This window comes from Acidocella sp. (genome assembly GCF_035535915.1).
GTDB lineage: Bacteria > Pseudomonadota > Alphaproteobacteria > Acetobacterales > Acetobacteraceae > Acidocella.
This window is the reverse complement of sequence record NZ_DATLPB010000081.1, coordinates 101,246-114,928: the sequence shown is the minus strand read 5'-3', so window position 1 is coordinate 114,928 and position 13,683 is coordinate 101,246. Positions and strand designations below refer to the sequence as shown.

Here is a 13,683-nt window from a genome sequence, read left to right as displayed (position 1 = left end):
GACAAGCCCGTGGCCCAGCGTTAACAAAGTTTTTTGCTACTTTTTGTTCACAAAAAGTAGCCTTTTGCTTGTTTAGGGTCAGGGTCGTTTTGACACGGTGGCTGCGTACCAGGGCTGTGCGCTTTCCGCGTCCGGCCCGGCCAGGACGTCCGTCGAGCAGGCCAACTCGCGTTGCGCTCCCAACGCTTCAAGGCGCGCAGAGAGTTGTGCGTGCATGGCCCGATAAGCGTCGCTTCCCAGGGCAAGCCGCCTCGGGGCGGGCGTCTGGTCGACGCTGGCGATCATCGCCTCGACCATCTTCACCGGATCGCCAGGCGAAAGCCGGTTGGTATCGGCGATGACCCGGTTGACCATCCGGGATGGCGACGCGTCATAGGCCGCCAGCACGGGGCCGAGCCTGGCGCTACGATGCCGGAAGTCGGTACGCGCGCCACCGGGCTCAATGATCGTGCAGCCGATCCCGAACACCTCCACCTCCTGCGCAACCGCCTCGACGAACCCTTCAACCCCCCATTTGGTGGCGTGGTAGAGCGAGCCGCCGGGAAAGGCCACCTGGCCACCCATGCTCGAAAGCTGCAAAATCCGCCCCCCGCCCTGCGCGCGAAGATGCGGCAAGGTGGCGCGGATCAACTGGATCGAGCCCAGAAGGTTGGTGTCGATCTGGTGGCAGACCTGCTCGTCCGTCAGCTCCTCTGCCGCGCCCATCAGGCCATAGCCCGCGTTGCTGACCACGACATCGACTCTTCCGAGCGCGCCCCAGGCGCGATCGACCATGTCACGAATCGTGCCCGTCTCGGACAAATCAAGCTTCGTCAGCCACAGACGCTCGCCATATTGGGCTTTCAGCCCGTCCATGACCGAGAGGTCGCGCACGGTTCCCGCCACGCGGTCACCCCGCGCGAGCAGCCGTTCGGCCATAATGCGGCCGAAGCCGCTGCTCACGCCGGTGATCAGCCAGTGTCTTTGAGCCATGCCTATGCCACCTCCGGGAAACGTTCCCCCACCCAGGTTTCGGTCGCGGCCCAAAGCGCCTTGGCGCGTGCCGGGTCGAGCGCATAAGAGCGGACGCCGGGGCTCACCGGGCTGATCAATCCCTCCGTAATCCGCGAGACCTGGCAATTCTCGCAATAGCGTCCGCCAATTTCTTCGGCGGAGGCGACAAAGGCGGCCCACACCGACGTCGCAGCCCCTTGCGGCACCGTTTTCCATTGGAAAGGTGGCTGGCCGTCCGCCGCCAGTTGGGCAGTGATCTGCGCCACTAATTGTTCGAGTTCGCCGGGCACCATATGGCGGCCAAGCTCGGTGTGGATCCCGCCCGGATGCAGCGCCGCCGCGCGCACGCCCCGCGCCTTATGACGGGCGTCGAATTCCACCGCGAACAGGATGTTCGCGGTCTTGGAGCGGCCATAGGCAACCATCGGGTCGTAGGGCGTGTGCTCGAAATTGGGATCACCGAGATCGACATCCGCATACCGATGGCCCGACGAGGAGACGTTCACCAGCCGCCCGCCCGGCGCGATCAAGGAGGCGATGCGGTTCACCAGCACGAAATGGCCGATATGGTTGGTGCCGATCTGCGTCTCGAACCCGTCCGCCGTATGGCCGAAAGGCGTGCGCATGACACCGGCATTCGCAATCACCGCGTCGAAAGGACGGCCATCCGCAACCAGCGCGTCGGCGCAGGCCCGCACGCTTGCCAGCGCGGCGAGGTCTAGCTCGATCAGCTCAAATCCGCCGCCATTCGCTGCCTGCGCCTTCACCTCCGCCGTCGCCCGCGCCGCCTTGGCGAGGTCACGCGCGGCGCCGACCACCTGCGCGCCATGTGCCGCCAGCGCGCGCGCCGTCTCGACCCCCAGCCCCGCCGAAACGCCGGTCACCAGGACCCGCTTGCCGCTGAGATCAATGCCCGAAAGCACCTCATCCGTCGTGGATTTTGCGCCAAAAACCTGAGCCATAGCCCTTTTCCTTTCAATAAACGCACCTCTCCCATCGGCGGCGATACCATTGCTCGCTGGCCGCGCTCGGTATAAGAGGAGAATGTCTCCGATTAAATACGGAGACTCTCTCCGGTTATCAAGAGGGAATTTATCGTGGCCGAAAAAAGCGAATCCGCCGCCCGCAAACCGCGCGCCGATGCCGCGCGTAACCGCGCACGCCTGCTCGCCGCGGCGAAAACGGCCTTTGCCGAAAAGGGGACTGGCGCCAGCCTCGACGAAATCGCACGTTCGGCCGACGTCGGCGCCGGAACGCTCTACCGTCATTTCCCGACCCGCGACGCGTTGGTCGAGGCGGTCTACCGCAACGAGATGGAACAGCTCACCGGCGCCGCCGAGCGCCTGGCGAAGACGCAGCCTCCGGTGGAGGCGCTGCGCGAATGGCTGTTGCTGTTTGTGGATTTCATCGCCGCCAAGCACGGCATGTACGAGCTGCTCAACGCCATCCCCGGCGGAACCACCGACCTGTACTCAGCGTCCAAGGCTCAGATGACGCAGGCCATCACCAAGCTGGTGGATCACGCCGTTGCCAGCGGCGGGATTCGTCTGGACCTGGACCCGCTTGTCCTGCTGCTCGCGTGCGCCGGTGTTGCAAATGTGGGGGCAGGCGCCAATGGCGAACGGGACGCAAGGCGCCTCGTCGATATCCTGATCGCAGGAATTCGCACGAACTAAGAAATAATTATTGCGAACCGCGCGGTGTCGGGTTTTCCTGAGGTCAGCGGACATGACGAAGACAGCTCCGTCATGTCCGGAACGCACCTGAGCCTAGAACGTGCCCGAGACCGCGAACGATCCGTATTCGTGCAGGTTGCCGACCTCGCCGTAATAGCTGCGGGTCTGGAACACCTGCGTATAGCTGAAGCGCAGGCCGCGCCAGATAATGGCGGCCCCCACATCGGCCTCGCCGACCACGCGATACGGGTCGACGGAACGGCTGGACTGGAAGTCAGTGCCCTGGAGGAATTCGTTATACCCGACGAATTGCGACGAAGCGCCGCCGAACACATACCAGACAACCGGCCGTGTCTGCTGATAGGCATCGGTGCCGGAGGGGCCCCAGGCGATCAGCGGCGCGCCGAAATCGCTGTTCAGCCCCTGCCCAATGCGGAATGTAACCGCCGGCTGGAGATAGATTTGCGTGGTGCCGAGCGCCCCGGCGATCTGCGGCAGGGCATCGGTCTCCAGCCCACCGAAATTGGCGATGGGCAAGCGCCAGGTGCGCGAGATCAGGCCATTGAAGGCGGGCTCGCTCGGCAGCTGGAAGGCCCAGCCATGCGTCCCTTTCTGGCCGATGACGGAATGGAAATCGTTCTGCACGAGCTCCGCGCCGGCATCACGGCCGACGACGCCGGCATCGAGCATAATGACGTTGCGGGTGTTTGCCGTGTCCTGGATCAGGCCGAACCGGGCGACCAGATAGCCGGCATAAGGCTCATCATTGGTCGGCGGGTTGATGGCCTCCGTATCCGTGGGCGTATAGACCTGCTGGACGATGCCGAGGCTGACGCGCTGCGTGCCGTTGCCCCAGATCGCATGGCCGAGATTGGCGACGAACGACGGCACCGCACCTGGGTTCGACGTCCAGTTGAGGTTGAAGCCGTTGACATAGTTGCGATCCGTCGGTTTCGCCGTGCTGATCGAGGCGTTCTCATCCTGGATCGTCCAGATGCCGGAGGGGAAGCCTGGCGCGCTTTGCGCCATCGCGGGGCTGAGGCCGGCGATACCGAAGGCGCCGACAGCGACGCACGAGATAAATATTTTCATTAAGCTCTCTGAATCCGTAACTGCTTTGGGAGGCCCTCGGTTTAAGAGGGTTCGACAAAAGTTAATATACGCAATTTAAGCCGGCAGGCTTGCCGCACCTGCGGGGCTTTAACGGCTTGTCAGCCGAGCCTGTACATGGACAAGTGGGCGACCTCCAAAGCAAGTTAGGACATGAACGCCCGGCGGCGACACCGCCAAAAGCCGTCCATGGGGTATAAGCGCGTCGCATGACAGGCTCTACCAAGTCAAGGCCACGGGCCGCGCCGGACATGAATCATCGCCGTGCCGGGCGCCGGCCCATTTTCCACCGCCGCCATTTGGGTGATAAGCCTGCCTTGGTCGCCTCCGCCGCAAAGGGGGCCATCACTGGAAAGGAAATCTGCTGACATGAACTGGCCAACGGAAAGCGGTGAATTCCATCTCGGGGATTTTCCGCTGCAATCGGGCGAAGTGCTGCGCGACGCCAAGATCGTTTGGAAATCCTACGGCACGCTGAATGCCGCCCGCGACAATGCCATTCTCTACCCGTGCAGTTACGGTGCCAAGCACAGCGACATGGAGTGGCTGATCGGGCCGGACGGAATCCTCGACCCGACACGCTGGTTCATCGTCATCCCCAACATGTTCTCGAACGGCCTCTCCTCCGGCGCCGGCAACACGCCGGACTACCCGCTGGTGGTGGCGCAATGGGACAATGTGGCGGCGCAGCGCCGGCTGCTGCTCGAGCATTTCGGCATCGAACGGCTGCATGCGGCCTACGGCTTCTCGATGGGCGGGCAACAGGCCTATCAATGGGCGGCGATGTTCCCCGATGCGGTGGACCGCGCCATCGTGATTTGCAGCAGCGCCAAAACCGCGGTGCACAACAAAGTTTTCATCTCCGGCCTGCTGCGCACCTTCGAGGCGGCGCCGGAGCATATCGGCCATGGCCGCTTCTCCGCCCCGCCGCTCGGTACGCTACGCGCCATCGGCCATATCTATGCCGGCTGGGCGCTGAGCCAGGATTTCTACCGCGAACGCCTGCATCTCACCGCCCTCGGCGCGCCGGACCTGGAGACCTATCTGAAAAACGATTGGGAAGCCTCGTTCCAGAAGCGCCATGCCGCGGATTGCTACGCCCAGCTGGTCACCTGGCTGCATAACGATATCAGCGCCAACCTCCTTTACGGCGGCAATCTCGCGAAGGCGCTGGGGGCGATCAAGGCGAAAATGCTGCTGATGCCTGGCGAAACCGATCTGTATTTCCGTGTCGCCGACAGCGCGCTGGAACTGCCGCACCTCGCCAAGGCCGAATTGCTGCCGATCCCCAGCGTGTGGGGCCACCGCGCCGGCAACCCCGCCTCCAGCCCGGCCGACGCCGCCTTTTTGAAAGCTGCCGTGCGCCGCTGGCTCGACTGAGAAAGAAAGCAGCCGCTTTTTAAAAAAAGCGGCGCAAAAATTTTTATTTATGCTGGGCGGAGGGGCTGAAGGTTCCGGCGGTGCGTAGCACCGTTGGAATAGCCCCGGAGGGCATGGGCTGTGTCGGTGACAACGCCCATAGCCTAGATTCATAAAGTTTTTTTGCTACTTTTTGTTCACAAAAAGTATCGCTTCCTTTCTTTCCTTAATCCCCCGCGGCGGGAACCGCCGCGGTGCGGCGCAACGCGACCGGCATCACCTGCTGGTGCCCCGCCAGCAGGCTGCCACCGATGAGGATGGCCACGTTGATCAGCAGGCACACCGCGCCGATGTTGAAATCATGCGTCGGCACCTTCATCACGAAGAAGGCGACCGCAAGCACATCCGCGACGATGATGCCCGCCGCGATCGCCAAAGGATTGGCGCGACGGAAGAACATGATCGCCATCATGCCGGGGAAGAATTGCGTGAAGCCGAAGAAGGCGGTGTTTTGAATGGTGACGAGCAGGGTCGGCGCCAGCAATGTCAGCGTGATCGAGAAGGCGAGATAGAGCAGAATCACGATCTGCGCCAGGCTGCGCTGTTTGCGCTCCGGCACATGGCCGAACAGGTTGCGCGTCACCAGCGGGCCGATGGCGAGGCTGATGCCGGCGAGCACCAGCAAGCCGGCGAGCGAAGCGCCCGCCGCGACGACGCCGAGCATCCAGCCCGGCAGCAATTGCACGGCCGCCGCCATGAAGGCGCCGTTCGGCGCGCTCAAATGCGCATGCGTTCCGAGCTGGTAATAGGCCACGATCACCAGGAACGGGAACATCACCATGTAAAGCGGCATGAACATCTGCATGCGGCGGATGGTCTGCTCGGATTTCGCCGTGAACAGGTTCTGCGTGTTGAAGGGCAGCATGAAGAAGCCGATCGCCTGGAAGGCGATGGTGGACATCGTGAAGCGCAGTTCCGGCGCCGTCAGATGGCTGCTCGCCAACGGGCCCGCCGCGTGAAAGATGGTGGAAAGATGTGTCTGGGACAGCGCGGCGCCGCCGGTGACGACGATCGCCACCATCATCAACACGTCCTTCAGGATCGCCACATAGGCCGGCGCCCGGATCCCGGAAATCACGATATAGAAGAAGGCGAGTGCCGCGGCGAACGTGACCAGAATCGCCGGGCTGATATGCCAGCCCAGCCCGCCCAGGGCGACGATAAGGCCGCCGAACTGCAATTCCCCCCAGGGTACCAGAAACGTGATGGCGGTGATTGTCACCGTCAGCTCCAGAACCCGCCCGCCGGCATGGTTTTTAAAATGCCCCTTGAACAGATCGGCGATGGTCACCGCATCGTATAATTTGCCGGCGCGCCAGATCAACGGGTTGACGAAATAGGCCACCGGATAGGCGAGCAGGATATAGCCCAGGAACCAGATCCCGAAGGCCCCACCCTTGGCATAGATGCTTCCGGGAAAGCCGATGATGGTGGCGACGCTATAAATTTCGCCGACCGAGAGAAAGAAAACGAGAAAGCCCCCGAACTGCCGAGACGCGATGAAGAAGTCACGAACGCTGGTCGTGGCATGCCCCTTTTTGGCCGCGACGGCGAGCACGAGCGAGAGCGCGATGAGAATTGCGAAGACGATGGTTGCCATGTGGGTGGGCTCCTCAATAATCCGGCCGGTGCCGGTCGAAGCACAGCCAGCAGACGCCCATGCAAATCGAGGTCAGGAGGAACCAGGAGAACATCCACAGATAAAGAAACGGGATGTTGAACAGAGTGAACGTCGCCTCATTCACCCAAGGCAGCACCGCCACAATGGCGATGAACGGTATTCCAAGCCCAATCAAAACTCTCAGCATTTACTTTCCCTGCCAGCCACGCGAACGGTGACTGCGGAGCAAGCGGCATGCCACCCGGAATCGCTTATGGGGAAAAGCCGATCCATGACGATCGGCCGCAAAATTCGGCAGAGGGACCCTGTTTTTTAATCAACTGCCTTAATGTATTGCCGCCCTCGCTCCAGGCGGACGGGTTGGCCGTCGCTTTTATCCGCGCGTGCCCTGCCCGCGCACGCCGGCGGGGTCTCTCCCCCCGGCGGCACAGCGCAGACTTCGTTATTCGTTGCGGCCAAACATGCCCCGGGTCGCTTCGAAGAGGAACCAGGTGCGCCGCTCGGTCTCGTCAATCCAGACCTCGAGCAGGCTCGTGGTGGCGACATCGCCATGTTTTTCACAAACATTATGGACCTGGCGCATGATCGAGGTGAGCTGCTTGTTGTCGTCGCGCAATTCCGCCAGCATGTCCTGCGGCTCGACATAGGCTGCGTCATTGTCGAGGATGCGTTGCTGCTTGGCGATCTGCCCGATGGAGCGCAGTGTGGTGCCGCCGATTTTGCGCGCCCGTTCCGCGATCGGGTCCGTCATCGCAAAAATTTGGTTCCCGTGCTCGTCCAGCAGCAGATGATAGTCCCTGAAATGGTGGCCGCTCATGTGCCAGTGAAAATTCTTCGTTTTCATATAGAGCGCAAAGACATCGGCCAGCAGCCCGCTCAGGGCGGCGGCGATATCCTGCGTGGCCTGCGCCGATAAATCGGTCGGTGTGCCGAGATATTCGCGTGTATGCGTGTCGCCCGGGGATTTCACCTTGCTCATGGTTACCGCTCCTTTGGCTTGACATGTGGGTTCACGGTGACGTCCAGATCATATTCCGTCGCCCCGGCGATTTTTCAACGGGAAACGGCAGGGAAACAATTTTTTGCGAGAGGGAGCATAACAAGAACAAAGCGCAAAACGCCGCCCAAGTCGGATCAAGAAAGTAAGCGGCCGCTTTTTGAAAAAAGCGGCACAAAAACTTTTATTGACGCTGGGCCTGGGGCATTGAAACGGCACGGGCCGAGCATCACAAAGTTTTTTTGCTACTTTTTGTTCACAAAAAGTAGCCTTGCTTACTTGCCTACGCTGGCCAGCGGCGGCGCAACTTCCTCCAGCGGGCGGCGCTCGGCGGCGATCCCCAGCCGCCAGGCCGCCGCCGCGGCGACGAGCATCAGGCCGGCCCCGAACTCATAGCCCCCCATCAGCGCCCCCCGCGATCCGCTTTGGATCAGCGCCCCGAACAAAACGGGCCCCGCCAGGCCGCCGACCAAGGTGCCGAAGGCGTAGAACAGCGCGATGGCCACCGCGCGGACCTCCAAGGGGAAATTTTCGCCCACCGTCAGATAGGCCGAACTCGCCGCCGCCGAGGCGACGAAAAAGATCGCCGTCCACCAGGCGGTCTGCCCCACCGCCGACAGCCCGCCATAGGCGAACAGCCCGCCCGTCAGCGCCATCAGCAGGCCGGAGGCGGCATAGGTTCCGGCGATCATCACCCGCCGCCCGACCACATCGAACAGCCGCCCCAACAGCAGCGGCCCCAGAAAATTGCTCACGGCGAACGGCAGGATGAACAACCCCACCCGCCCGGCCGCGACGCCGTAAAACCGCGTGAGGATCAGGGCGTAGGTGAAAAAGACCGCATTATAGCAGAAGGCCTGGCTCGCCATCAGCACCACCCCCAGCGCAGTGCGCCGGCGGTATTGGGTCACCAGCGCCATCATCCCGGCGCCGAACCAGGACCGCACATCCGTGCGCAGCCGCAACCGGCCCGGCGGCACCGCGGGCAGCTCCCCGGTCTCGGCCGCCACGCGCGCCTCGATCCCGCGCACGACCTGCTCCGCCGCCTCCGGCCGGCCATGCGTCATCAGCCAGCGCGGGCTTTCGGGTATCCAGCGCCGCAGCGCCAGCACGCCGAGCCCCAGAACCCCGCCGAGCCCGAACGCGACCCGCCAGCCCAGTTCCGGCGGGATCAAACGCGGATCGAGCGCGACCAGCGAGCCGCCGGCCCCGATCGCGGCGCCGATCCAGAACGAGCCGTTCACCACCAGATCGGTAAAGCCGCGCCGCCGCGCCGGGATGAGTTCCTGGATCGCCGCGTTTACCGCCGCATACTCGCCGCCGATGCCAGCCCCGGTAATTGCGCGAAACAACGCAAACGAGGCGAAGCTCCAGGAAAGGCCGGTGGCGAGCGTCGCGGTGAGATAGACCAGCACCGTCACCGCAAACAGCCGCTTGCGCCCCAACCGGTCGGCCAGCCAGCCGAAACCAAGCGCGCCGGCGACCGCACCCGCCAGATAGGCGCTGGCACTGGCGCCCACACGCGCGGCCGACATATGTAATACCGGGCTTTGCGCGATCGCCCCGGACAAGGACCCCACCAGGGTCACTTCCAACCCGTCGAGAACCCAGGCGATCCCGAGACCGGTCACCACCAGCCAGTGGAACCGGGACCAGGGCAACCGATCCAACCGCGCCGGCACGTCAGTCTCCACGACCGCCATGGTGTGTCCCCAGGAAGAAAGAGGCCGCTTTTTGAAAAAAGCGGCACCAAAAACTTTCTTTAAACTGGGCCTGAGGCGTTGAAACTGCACGGGCCCAAAGTAACAAAGTTTTTTTGCTACTTTTTGTTCACAAAAAGTAGGTCTTCCTTCCTTACTTCCCGCACATGCTCCGGCCGGAAGCCGAGCCCTATCAGCCGGCCGGCGAGGCGCGCGAGCACCGGCCAGCGTGCGATCGAGCGCATGAAGGCAGGCGGGCCATTGCGCCCCCGCCGGCGCCGGCTGCCGCGCATCATCAGCTGCAATTTCTGCGTCATTTTCGTCGGCCAGAGCCGGCGCGCCTCGACGGACGCGAGGTGACGGTCGGCAAGGATTTTGTTCTTCAGCGGCACGGCGAGGATGTTCGCCGCCGCCACGGCATCCTGAATGGCGAGATTCACGCCGACCCCGCCGATCGGGGACATCGCGTGCGCGGCATCGCCGATGCAGAGCAATCCCGGCCGCCACCAGCGTGTCAGCCGGTCGATGCGCACCGTGAGCAGATGCACATCCTGCCAGGACGTCACCTCTTGCATCCGCTCCGGCGGCAGGGGTGAGACCGCGGCGACGGCGGCGCGGAACGCCTCGAGCCCTTGCGCCTGTATATCGGCGAAGCTGGCTTTGCGCAGGACATAGCCGCACTGCCAGGCATCGCTGCGGTCCACCATCACGAAGCCCTGGCGCGGCCCGGCATGACCCATCGTGTAGGGCGGATCCTCAGGCTGGTGCGACAGTTTCATCCACAGCACTTCGGTCGGGGAACCGAAACTTTCCACCGCGAGACCGGCTTTGTCCCGGACGATGGAGTTGCGACCATCGGCGCCGACGACGAGGGCCGCCTTCACCGCCAGCTTTCCCTCCGGCGTTTGCGCGTGCAGGCCGACGATGCGGCCATTTGCTTCGATCAGCTCCGTGGCTTCGGCATTCTTGACGAGACGGAAATTTTCGTACCGTGCCGCCGCCCGCGCGAGGTAATCGAGGAAGTCCCATTGCGGCATGAAGGCTATGAAACGGCATTGCGTCGGCAGGCGGGAGAAATCGGCGATCGTCACATCCCTGCCCGCAATCTCGGCATGGAGACGGGGCGCCTGCGTGTGGGGCAATGCGAGCAGGCCATCGAGCAGGCCCAGCTCATGCATGATTTCCAGCGTCGAAGGGTGGATCGTGTCGCCGCGGGAATCACGCAGAAAATCACCGTGCTTTTCGATGATCGTGACATCGATTCCGGCACGCGCGAGAAGCAGGCCGAGCATGAGACCGGCCGGGCCGGCGCCGACGATGGCGCAGTCGGTCTCGATCGAGGGCATGATTCCGCTCAAGCGCGCGTCACCCTTCACGGCGCCGGCGTCATTGAAATTTCGCCGTCAGATGCTCCACCTCGATTGTGACGTGAGACAGAGACCGGAACCGCGCCAGCTTCGCGCGGTAGAAGGCCGGCCCATGCGTTTTTTCCGTCCTGAGGGAAATGATTGCCCCCAGATGGCCCGGCCCCAGGCGCCAGAGATGCAGATCGGACACCTCGTCGCCCTCTGCCTCGATCGCCTGCTGAAGTTTTTCCGCCATGCTCCGATTGGCGGTCATATCCAGCAGGATTGCGCCCGTATCGCGGATCAGGCCGAACGCCCAGCTGGCGATCACCCCTGAACCGACAATGCCGACGAGCGGATCCATCCAGCTCCAGCCAAAAGCTTTGGCCAGGAGCAGACCGGCAATCACCAGAACCGAGACGGCGGCATCGGCGACCACATGCACGACCGCGGCGCGCATGTTGTTGTCACGGTGCGCCGCCCCGCCTGCATGCTCATGTTCCTCGAAGGTCACGGCGCTGACATGCGGTCCGACCCGGAGATGCGCCTTGAAGGCATGCGGTTCGGGAATCTCTTCCCGTGATTCGAGATAGCCGCCTTGGTCCTGGAACGTGAAAACCTGGCTTGTTCCATCCGGCCGCATCGTTTCGACGGTCGTCGCGGATGCCGACAGGATCTGGCCGTTTTCAGGCCGCACCCGGAAACATGGCGGCACACCGTCCTCAAAGATTTCCAGCGCGACGACGCCCTGGTCCGTGACAAGCCGGTGCGTGGCCTCATGGTCATGATGCGCCGCGCCGTGGCTATGGCCGTGGCCATGCTCATGATGGTGCCCGCCCGCCAGCAACCAAGCGCTGACGAGATTGACGCCAAGCCCCAGGCAGGCGATCGGAATGGCCGCTGCGAAATGGATCGGCACCGGGAAAAAGAGCCGGTGGATGGCTTCATACGCGATGAGCAGGGCGATCATGGCGAGGATGATCGCGCTGGTGAAGCCGGCCAAATCGCCGAATTTACCGGTGCCAAAGCTGAAACGCGGATCGTTCGCATGTTTGCGCGCATAACGATAGGCCAAGGCGGCCAGCAGAAACGCGCCGGCATGGGTGCTCATGTGCAGCCCGTCGGCCACAAGGGCGATCGAGCCGAACAGCAGCCCGCCGACGATTTCCGCAACCATCATGGCGCCGCACAACCAGATGACCCACCATGTCCGGCGTTCACTCCGCTCATGGTCCGCACCCAGGAAAATATGGCTTTGAGCGGCAGCGCTCATGGGAACCTCACTTCAAATAGCTGCGCACAACGTCGAGCAGCTGCTCGGCGGCATCGGCATTGAGCGCGTCGGGATATTTTTCGCGGTCGACGAGATGCGTCCGGACATGCTCTTCGACGACTTCCCCCATCAGCCCCGTGACCGCCCCGCGCACGGCGGCGAGCAGGTGCATCACCTTTTCGCACTCGGCGCCATTTTCAAGCGCGCGTTCGATCGCCTCGACCTGGCCCCGCATGCGGCGGACACGGGCCAGAAGCTGCTGTTTTTCACGGATGGTGTGGGTCATGGCGTCCCTATAGCATACCCCCCTACCCTATTTCAAATGACACGCTATGCGCGCGGCCCCCGCCGCGGCGGCCAGCCACCGCGGCGAGGGACACGAAACTTGGCTCCTAGATATCAGCCGTGTCGACCAGGATGATTTCGGCATCCTCGATCGCTTTGATCAGCAGGACGTCTTCGTTTTCTACGGCCACGCCATCGCGGGCCGAGAAGCGCACGCCGTTAATTTCAGCCTCGCCCTCGGCCGAGACCAGATACGCTTTCCGGCCTCTGCCAAGCCGGTATTCCGTTGTCTGGCCCGCGGTCAGCGTCACGCCGGCCACGCGTGCATCGGCACGGATCGGCAAGGCATCCTGATCGGCCTGAAACCCGCTTGCCAGGGTAATGAACCGTCCGGTCCGCGCGGCTTTGGGGAACGGCTTCGTGCCCCATGACGGCGCACCGCCCTGCTCGCGCGGCATGATCCAGATCTGAAAAATCTTGGTGACGCCGGGCTCAAAATTGTATTCAGCGTGGCGGATGCCGTCTCCGGCGCTCATCACCTGCACATCCCCGGCCTCCGTGCGCCCGCGATTGCCGAGATTGTCCTGATGCGTGATCGCGCCCTGGCGCACATAGGTGATGATTTCCATGTTGGCGTGCGGGTGCGGCGGGAAACCGTTCTGGGACGCAATCTCGTCATCGTTCCAGACGCGCAGTGCGCCCCAATGCATCCGCTTCGGATCATGATACCCTGCGAAGGAGAAATGATGACGGGTATTGAGCCATCCTTCATGGCCGCCACCCAGGCTATTATAGGGTCGTACGTCGATCATGGTTTCTGGCGTATTTGCCGGCGCCGGTGACATAGAGCAGGAAAAACCCTGCAATGATGCTGACATTCTTGTAGAAATTGATCTCATTCGCGTACTGGGCCGCGCCGGTCATGGTCCAATAAGGATGCCCCAAAAACGCGGTTGCCAGCGTGTAAACGCCCATCAGAACGGCCAGCGGACGCGTCCCGATGCCGAGAACGAGCGCGATGGAGACGAAGAACTCCATGGCAATCGCCACGAGCGCTGCGACCGAGGGGACAGGCACACCGGTCTGCGCCATATAGGCGACCGTGCCCGCGTAATGGGTAAGCTTGCTCCAACCGAAGATGAGGAACAGGGCGACGAGAAGAAGACGGGCGGCGAGGATGACCTCGTCCTTGATCCTTTGCGAGCCGAAACTGGTCATGAGTGATCTCCGTGATGAGTCCGCCGGTTGAGCGGTCTGGTTGCT

Annotated in this window: 14 protein-coding genes; 2 read left to right on the top strand and 12 right to left on the bottom strand. The window is 62.9% G+C overall.

What is annotated here, in order from left to right; genetic code table 11:
• Positions 1–78: 78 nt before the first annotated feature.
• Complete coding sequence (locus VNC39_RS10335) at positions 79–972, bottom strand: SDR family oxidoreductase (RefSeq protein WP_325398843.1); 894 nt, start codon at positions 970–972, stop codon at positions 79–81.
• 2 nt (positions 973–974) lie between these two features.
• Positions 975–1,955, bottom strand: a complete 981-nt coding sequence (locus tag VNC39_RS10330; RefSeq protein ID WP_325398841.1) for an SDR family NAD(P)-dependent oxidoreductase — start codon at positions 1,953–1,955, stop codon at positions 975–977.
• A gap of 135 nt (positions 1,956–2,090) precedes the next feature.
• On the opposite strand from VNC39_RS10330, the gene VNC39_RS10325 reads away from it, so the two are divergent.
• Entirely contained in the window at positions 2,091–2,669 is a 579-nt protein-coding gene (locus VNC39_RS10325) for a TetR/AcrR family transcriptional regulator (RefSeq protein ID WP_325398839.1), read from the top strand.
• A gap of 93 nt (positions 2,670–2,762) precedes the next feature.
• Here VNC39_RS10325 and VNC39_RS10320 read toward each other — a convergent pair whose 3' ends face one another.
• The gene (locus tag VNC39_RS10320; RefSeq protein ID WP_325398837.1) at positions 2,763–3,761 is read right to left on the bottom strand and encodes a lipid A deacylase LpxR family protein; all 999 of its coding nucleotides are present in this window, start codon (positions 3,759–3,761) and stop codon (positions 2,763–2,765) included.
• A gap of 387 nt (positions 3,762–4,148) precedes the next feature.
• On the opposite strand from VNC39_RS10320, the gene VNC39_RS10315 reads away from it, so the two are divergent.
• Positions 4,149–5,159 (top strand): alpha/beta fold hydrolase, encoded by a 1,011-nt coding sequence (locus VNC39_RS10315; protein WP_325398835.1) that lies wholly within the window; start codon positions 4,149–4,151, stop codon positions 5,157–5,159.
• A gap of 205 nt (positions 5,160–5,364) precedes the next feature.
• Here VNC39_RS10315 and VNC39_RS10310 read toward each other — a convergent pair whose 3' ends face one another.
• The 9 genes from VNC39_RS10310 to VNC39_RS10270 all read right to left on the bottom strand — a co-directional run bounded on the left by VNC39_RS10310 (position 5,365) and on the right by VNC39_RS10270 (position 13,638).
• The gene (locus tag VNC39_RS10310; protein WP_325398833.1) at positions 5,365–6,798 is read right to left on the bottom strand and encodes a sodium:solute symporter family protein; all 1,434 of its coding nucleotides are present in this window, start codon (positions 6,796–6,798) and stop codon (positions 5,365–5,367) included.
• A gap of 13 nt (positions 6,799–6,811) precedes the next feature.
• Positions 6,812–7,006: a DUF3311 domain-containing protein gene (locus tag VNC39_RS10305; protein WP_325398831.1), complete on the bottom strand. Its 195-nt coding sequence runs from the start codon at positions 7,004–7,006 to the stop codon at positions 6,812–6,814.
• Positions 7,007–7,261: 255 nt separating this feature from the next.
• Positions 7,262–7,798 (bottom strand): Dps family protein, encoded by a 537-nt coding sequence (locus tag VNC39_RS10300; protein ID WP_325398829.1) that lies wholly within the window; start codon positions 7,796–7,798, stop codon positions 7,262–7,264.
• Positions 7,799–8,091: 293 nt separating this feature from the next.
• On the bottom strand, positions 8,092–9,519 hold the full coding sequence (locus tag VNC39_RS10295; RefSeq protein ID WP_325398827.1) for an MFS transporter: 1,428 nt from the start codon (positions 9,517–9,519) through the stop codon (positions 8,092–8,094).
• A 116-nt stretch (positions 9,520–9,635) separates the two neighbouring features.
• A complete protein-coding gene (locus VNC39_RS10290) occupies positions 9,636–10,874 on the bottom strand; it encodes an FAD-dependent oxidoreductase (protein ID WP_325398825.1) in 1,239 nt (412 codons plus the stop codon).
• 28 nt (positions 10,875–10,902) lie between these two features.
• Positions 10,903–12,135, bottom strand: a complete 1,233-nt coding sequence (dmeF, locus tag VNC39_RS10285) for a CDF family Co(II)/Ni(II) efflux transporter DmeF (protein ID WP_325398823.1) — start codon at positions 12,133–12,135, stop codon at positions 10,903–10,905.
• A 7-nt stretch (positions 12,136–12,142) separates the two neighbouring features.
• On the bottom strand, positions 12,143–12,421 hold the full coding sequence (locus VNC39_RS10280; RefSeq protein ID WP_325398821.1) for a metal/formaldehyde-sensitive transcriptional repressor: 279 nt from the start codon (positions 12,419–12,421) through the stop codon (positions 12,143–12,145).
• Between the two features lie 106 nt (positions 12,422–12,527).
• Positions 12,528–13,232 carry a pirin family protein gene (locus tag VNC39_RS10275; protein ID WP_325398819.1) on the bottom strand — a complete coding sequence of 235 codons (705 nt, stop codon included), beginning with the start codon at positions 13,230–13,232 and terminating at the stop codon, positions 12,528–12,530.
• On the bottom strand, positions 13,210–13,638 hold the full coding sequence (locus VNC39_RS10270; RefSeq protein ID WP_325398817.1) for a DoxX family protein: 429 nt from the start codon (positions 13,636–13,638) through the stop codon (positions 13,210–13,212). The genes VNC39_RS10275 and VNC39_RS10270 overlap by 23 nt, the downstream gene beginning before the upstream one ends.
• Between the last annotated feature and the right edge of the window lie 45 nt (positions 13,639–13,683).

Bases quoted from the DNA above. Each gene is read 5' to 3' on its own strand.
- VNC39_RS10275 (WP_325398819.1), bottom strand. From the start codon at position 13,232: ATGATCGACGTACGACCCTATAATAGCCTGGGTGGCGGCCATGAAGGA.
- VNC39_RS10320 (WP_325398837.1), bottom strand. From the start codon at position 3,761: ATGAAAATATTTATCTCGTGCGTCGCTGTCGGCGCCTTCGGTATCGCC.
- VNC39_RS10305 (WP_325398831.1), bottom strand. From the start codon at position 7,006: ATGCTGAGAGTTTTGATTGGGCTTGGAATACCGTTCATCGCCATTGTG.
- VNC39_RS10270 (WP_325398817.1), bottom strand. From the start codon at position 13,638: ATGACCAGTTTCGGCTCGCAAAGGATCAAGGACGAGGTCATCCTCGCC.
- VNC39_RS10280 (WP_325398821.1), bottom strand. From the start codon at position 12,421: ATGACCCACACCATCCGTGAAAAACAGCAGCTTCTGGCCCGTGTCCGC.
- VNC39_RS10310 (WP_325398833.1), bottom strand. From the start codon at position 6,798: ATGGCAACCATCGTCTTCGCAATTCTCATCGCGCTCTCGCTCGTGCTC.
- VNC39_RS10315 (WP_325398835.1), top strand. From the start codon at position 4,149: ATGAACTGGCCAACGGAAAGCGGTGAATTCCATCTCGGGGATTTTCCG.
- VNC39_RS10300 (WP_325398829.1), bottom strand. From the start codon at position 7,798: ATGAGCAAGGTGAAATCCCCGGGCGACACGCATACACGCGAATATCTC.
- VNC39_RS10335 (WP_325398843.1), bottom strand. From the start codon at position 972: ATGGCTCAAAGACACTGGCTGATCACCGGCGTGAGCAGCGGCTTCGGC.
- dmeF (WP_325398823.1), bottom strand. From the start codon at position 12,135: ATGAGCGCTGCCGCTCAAAGCCATATTTTCCTGGGTGCGGACCATGAG.
- VNC39_RS10295 (WP_325398827.1), bottom strand. From the start codon at position 9,519: ATGGCGGTCGTGGAGACTGACGTGCCGGCGCGGTTGGATCGGTTGCCC.
- VNC39_RS10330 (WP_325398841.1), bottom strand. From the start codon at position 1,955: ATGGCTCAGGTTTTTGGCGCAAAATCCACGACGGATGAGGTGCTTTCG.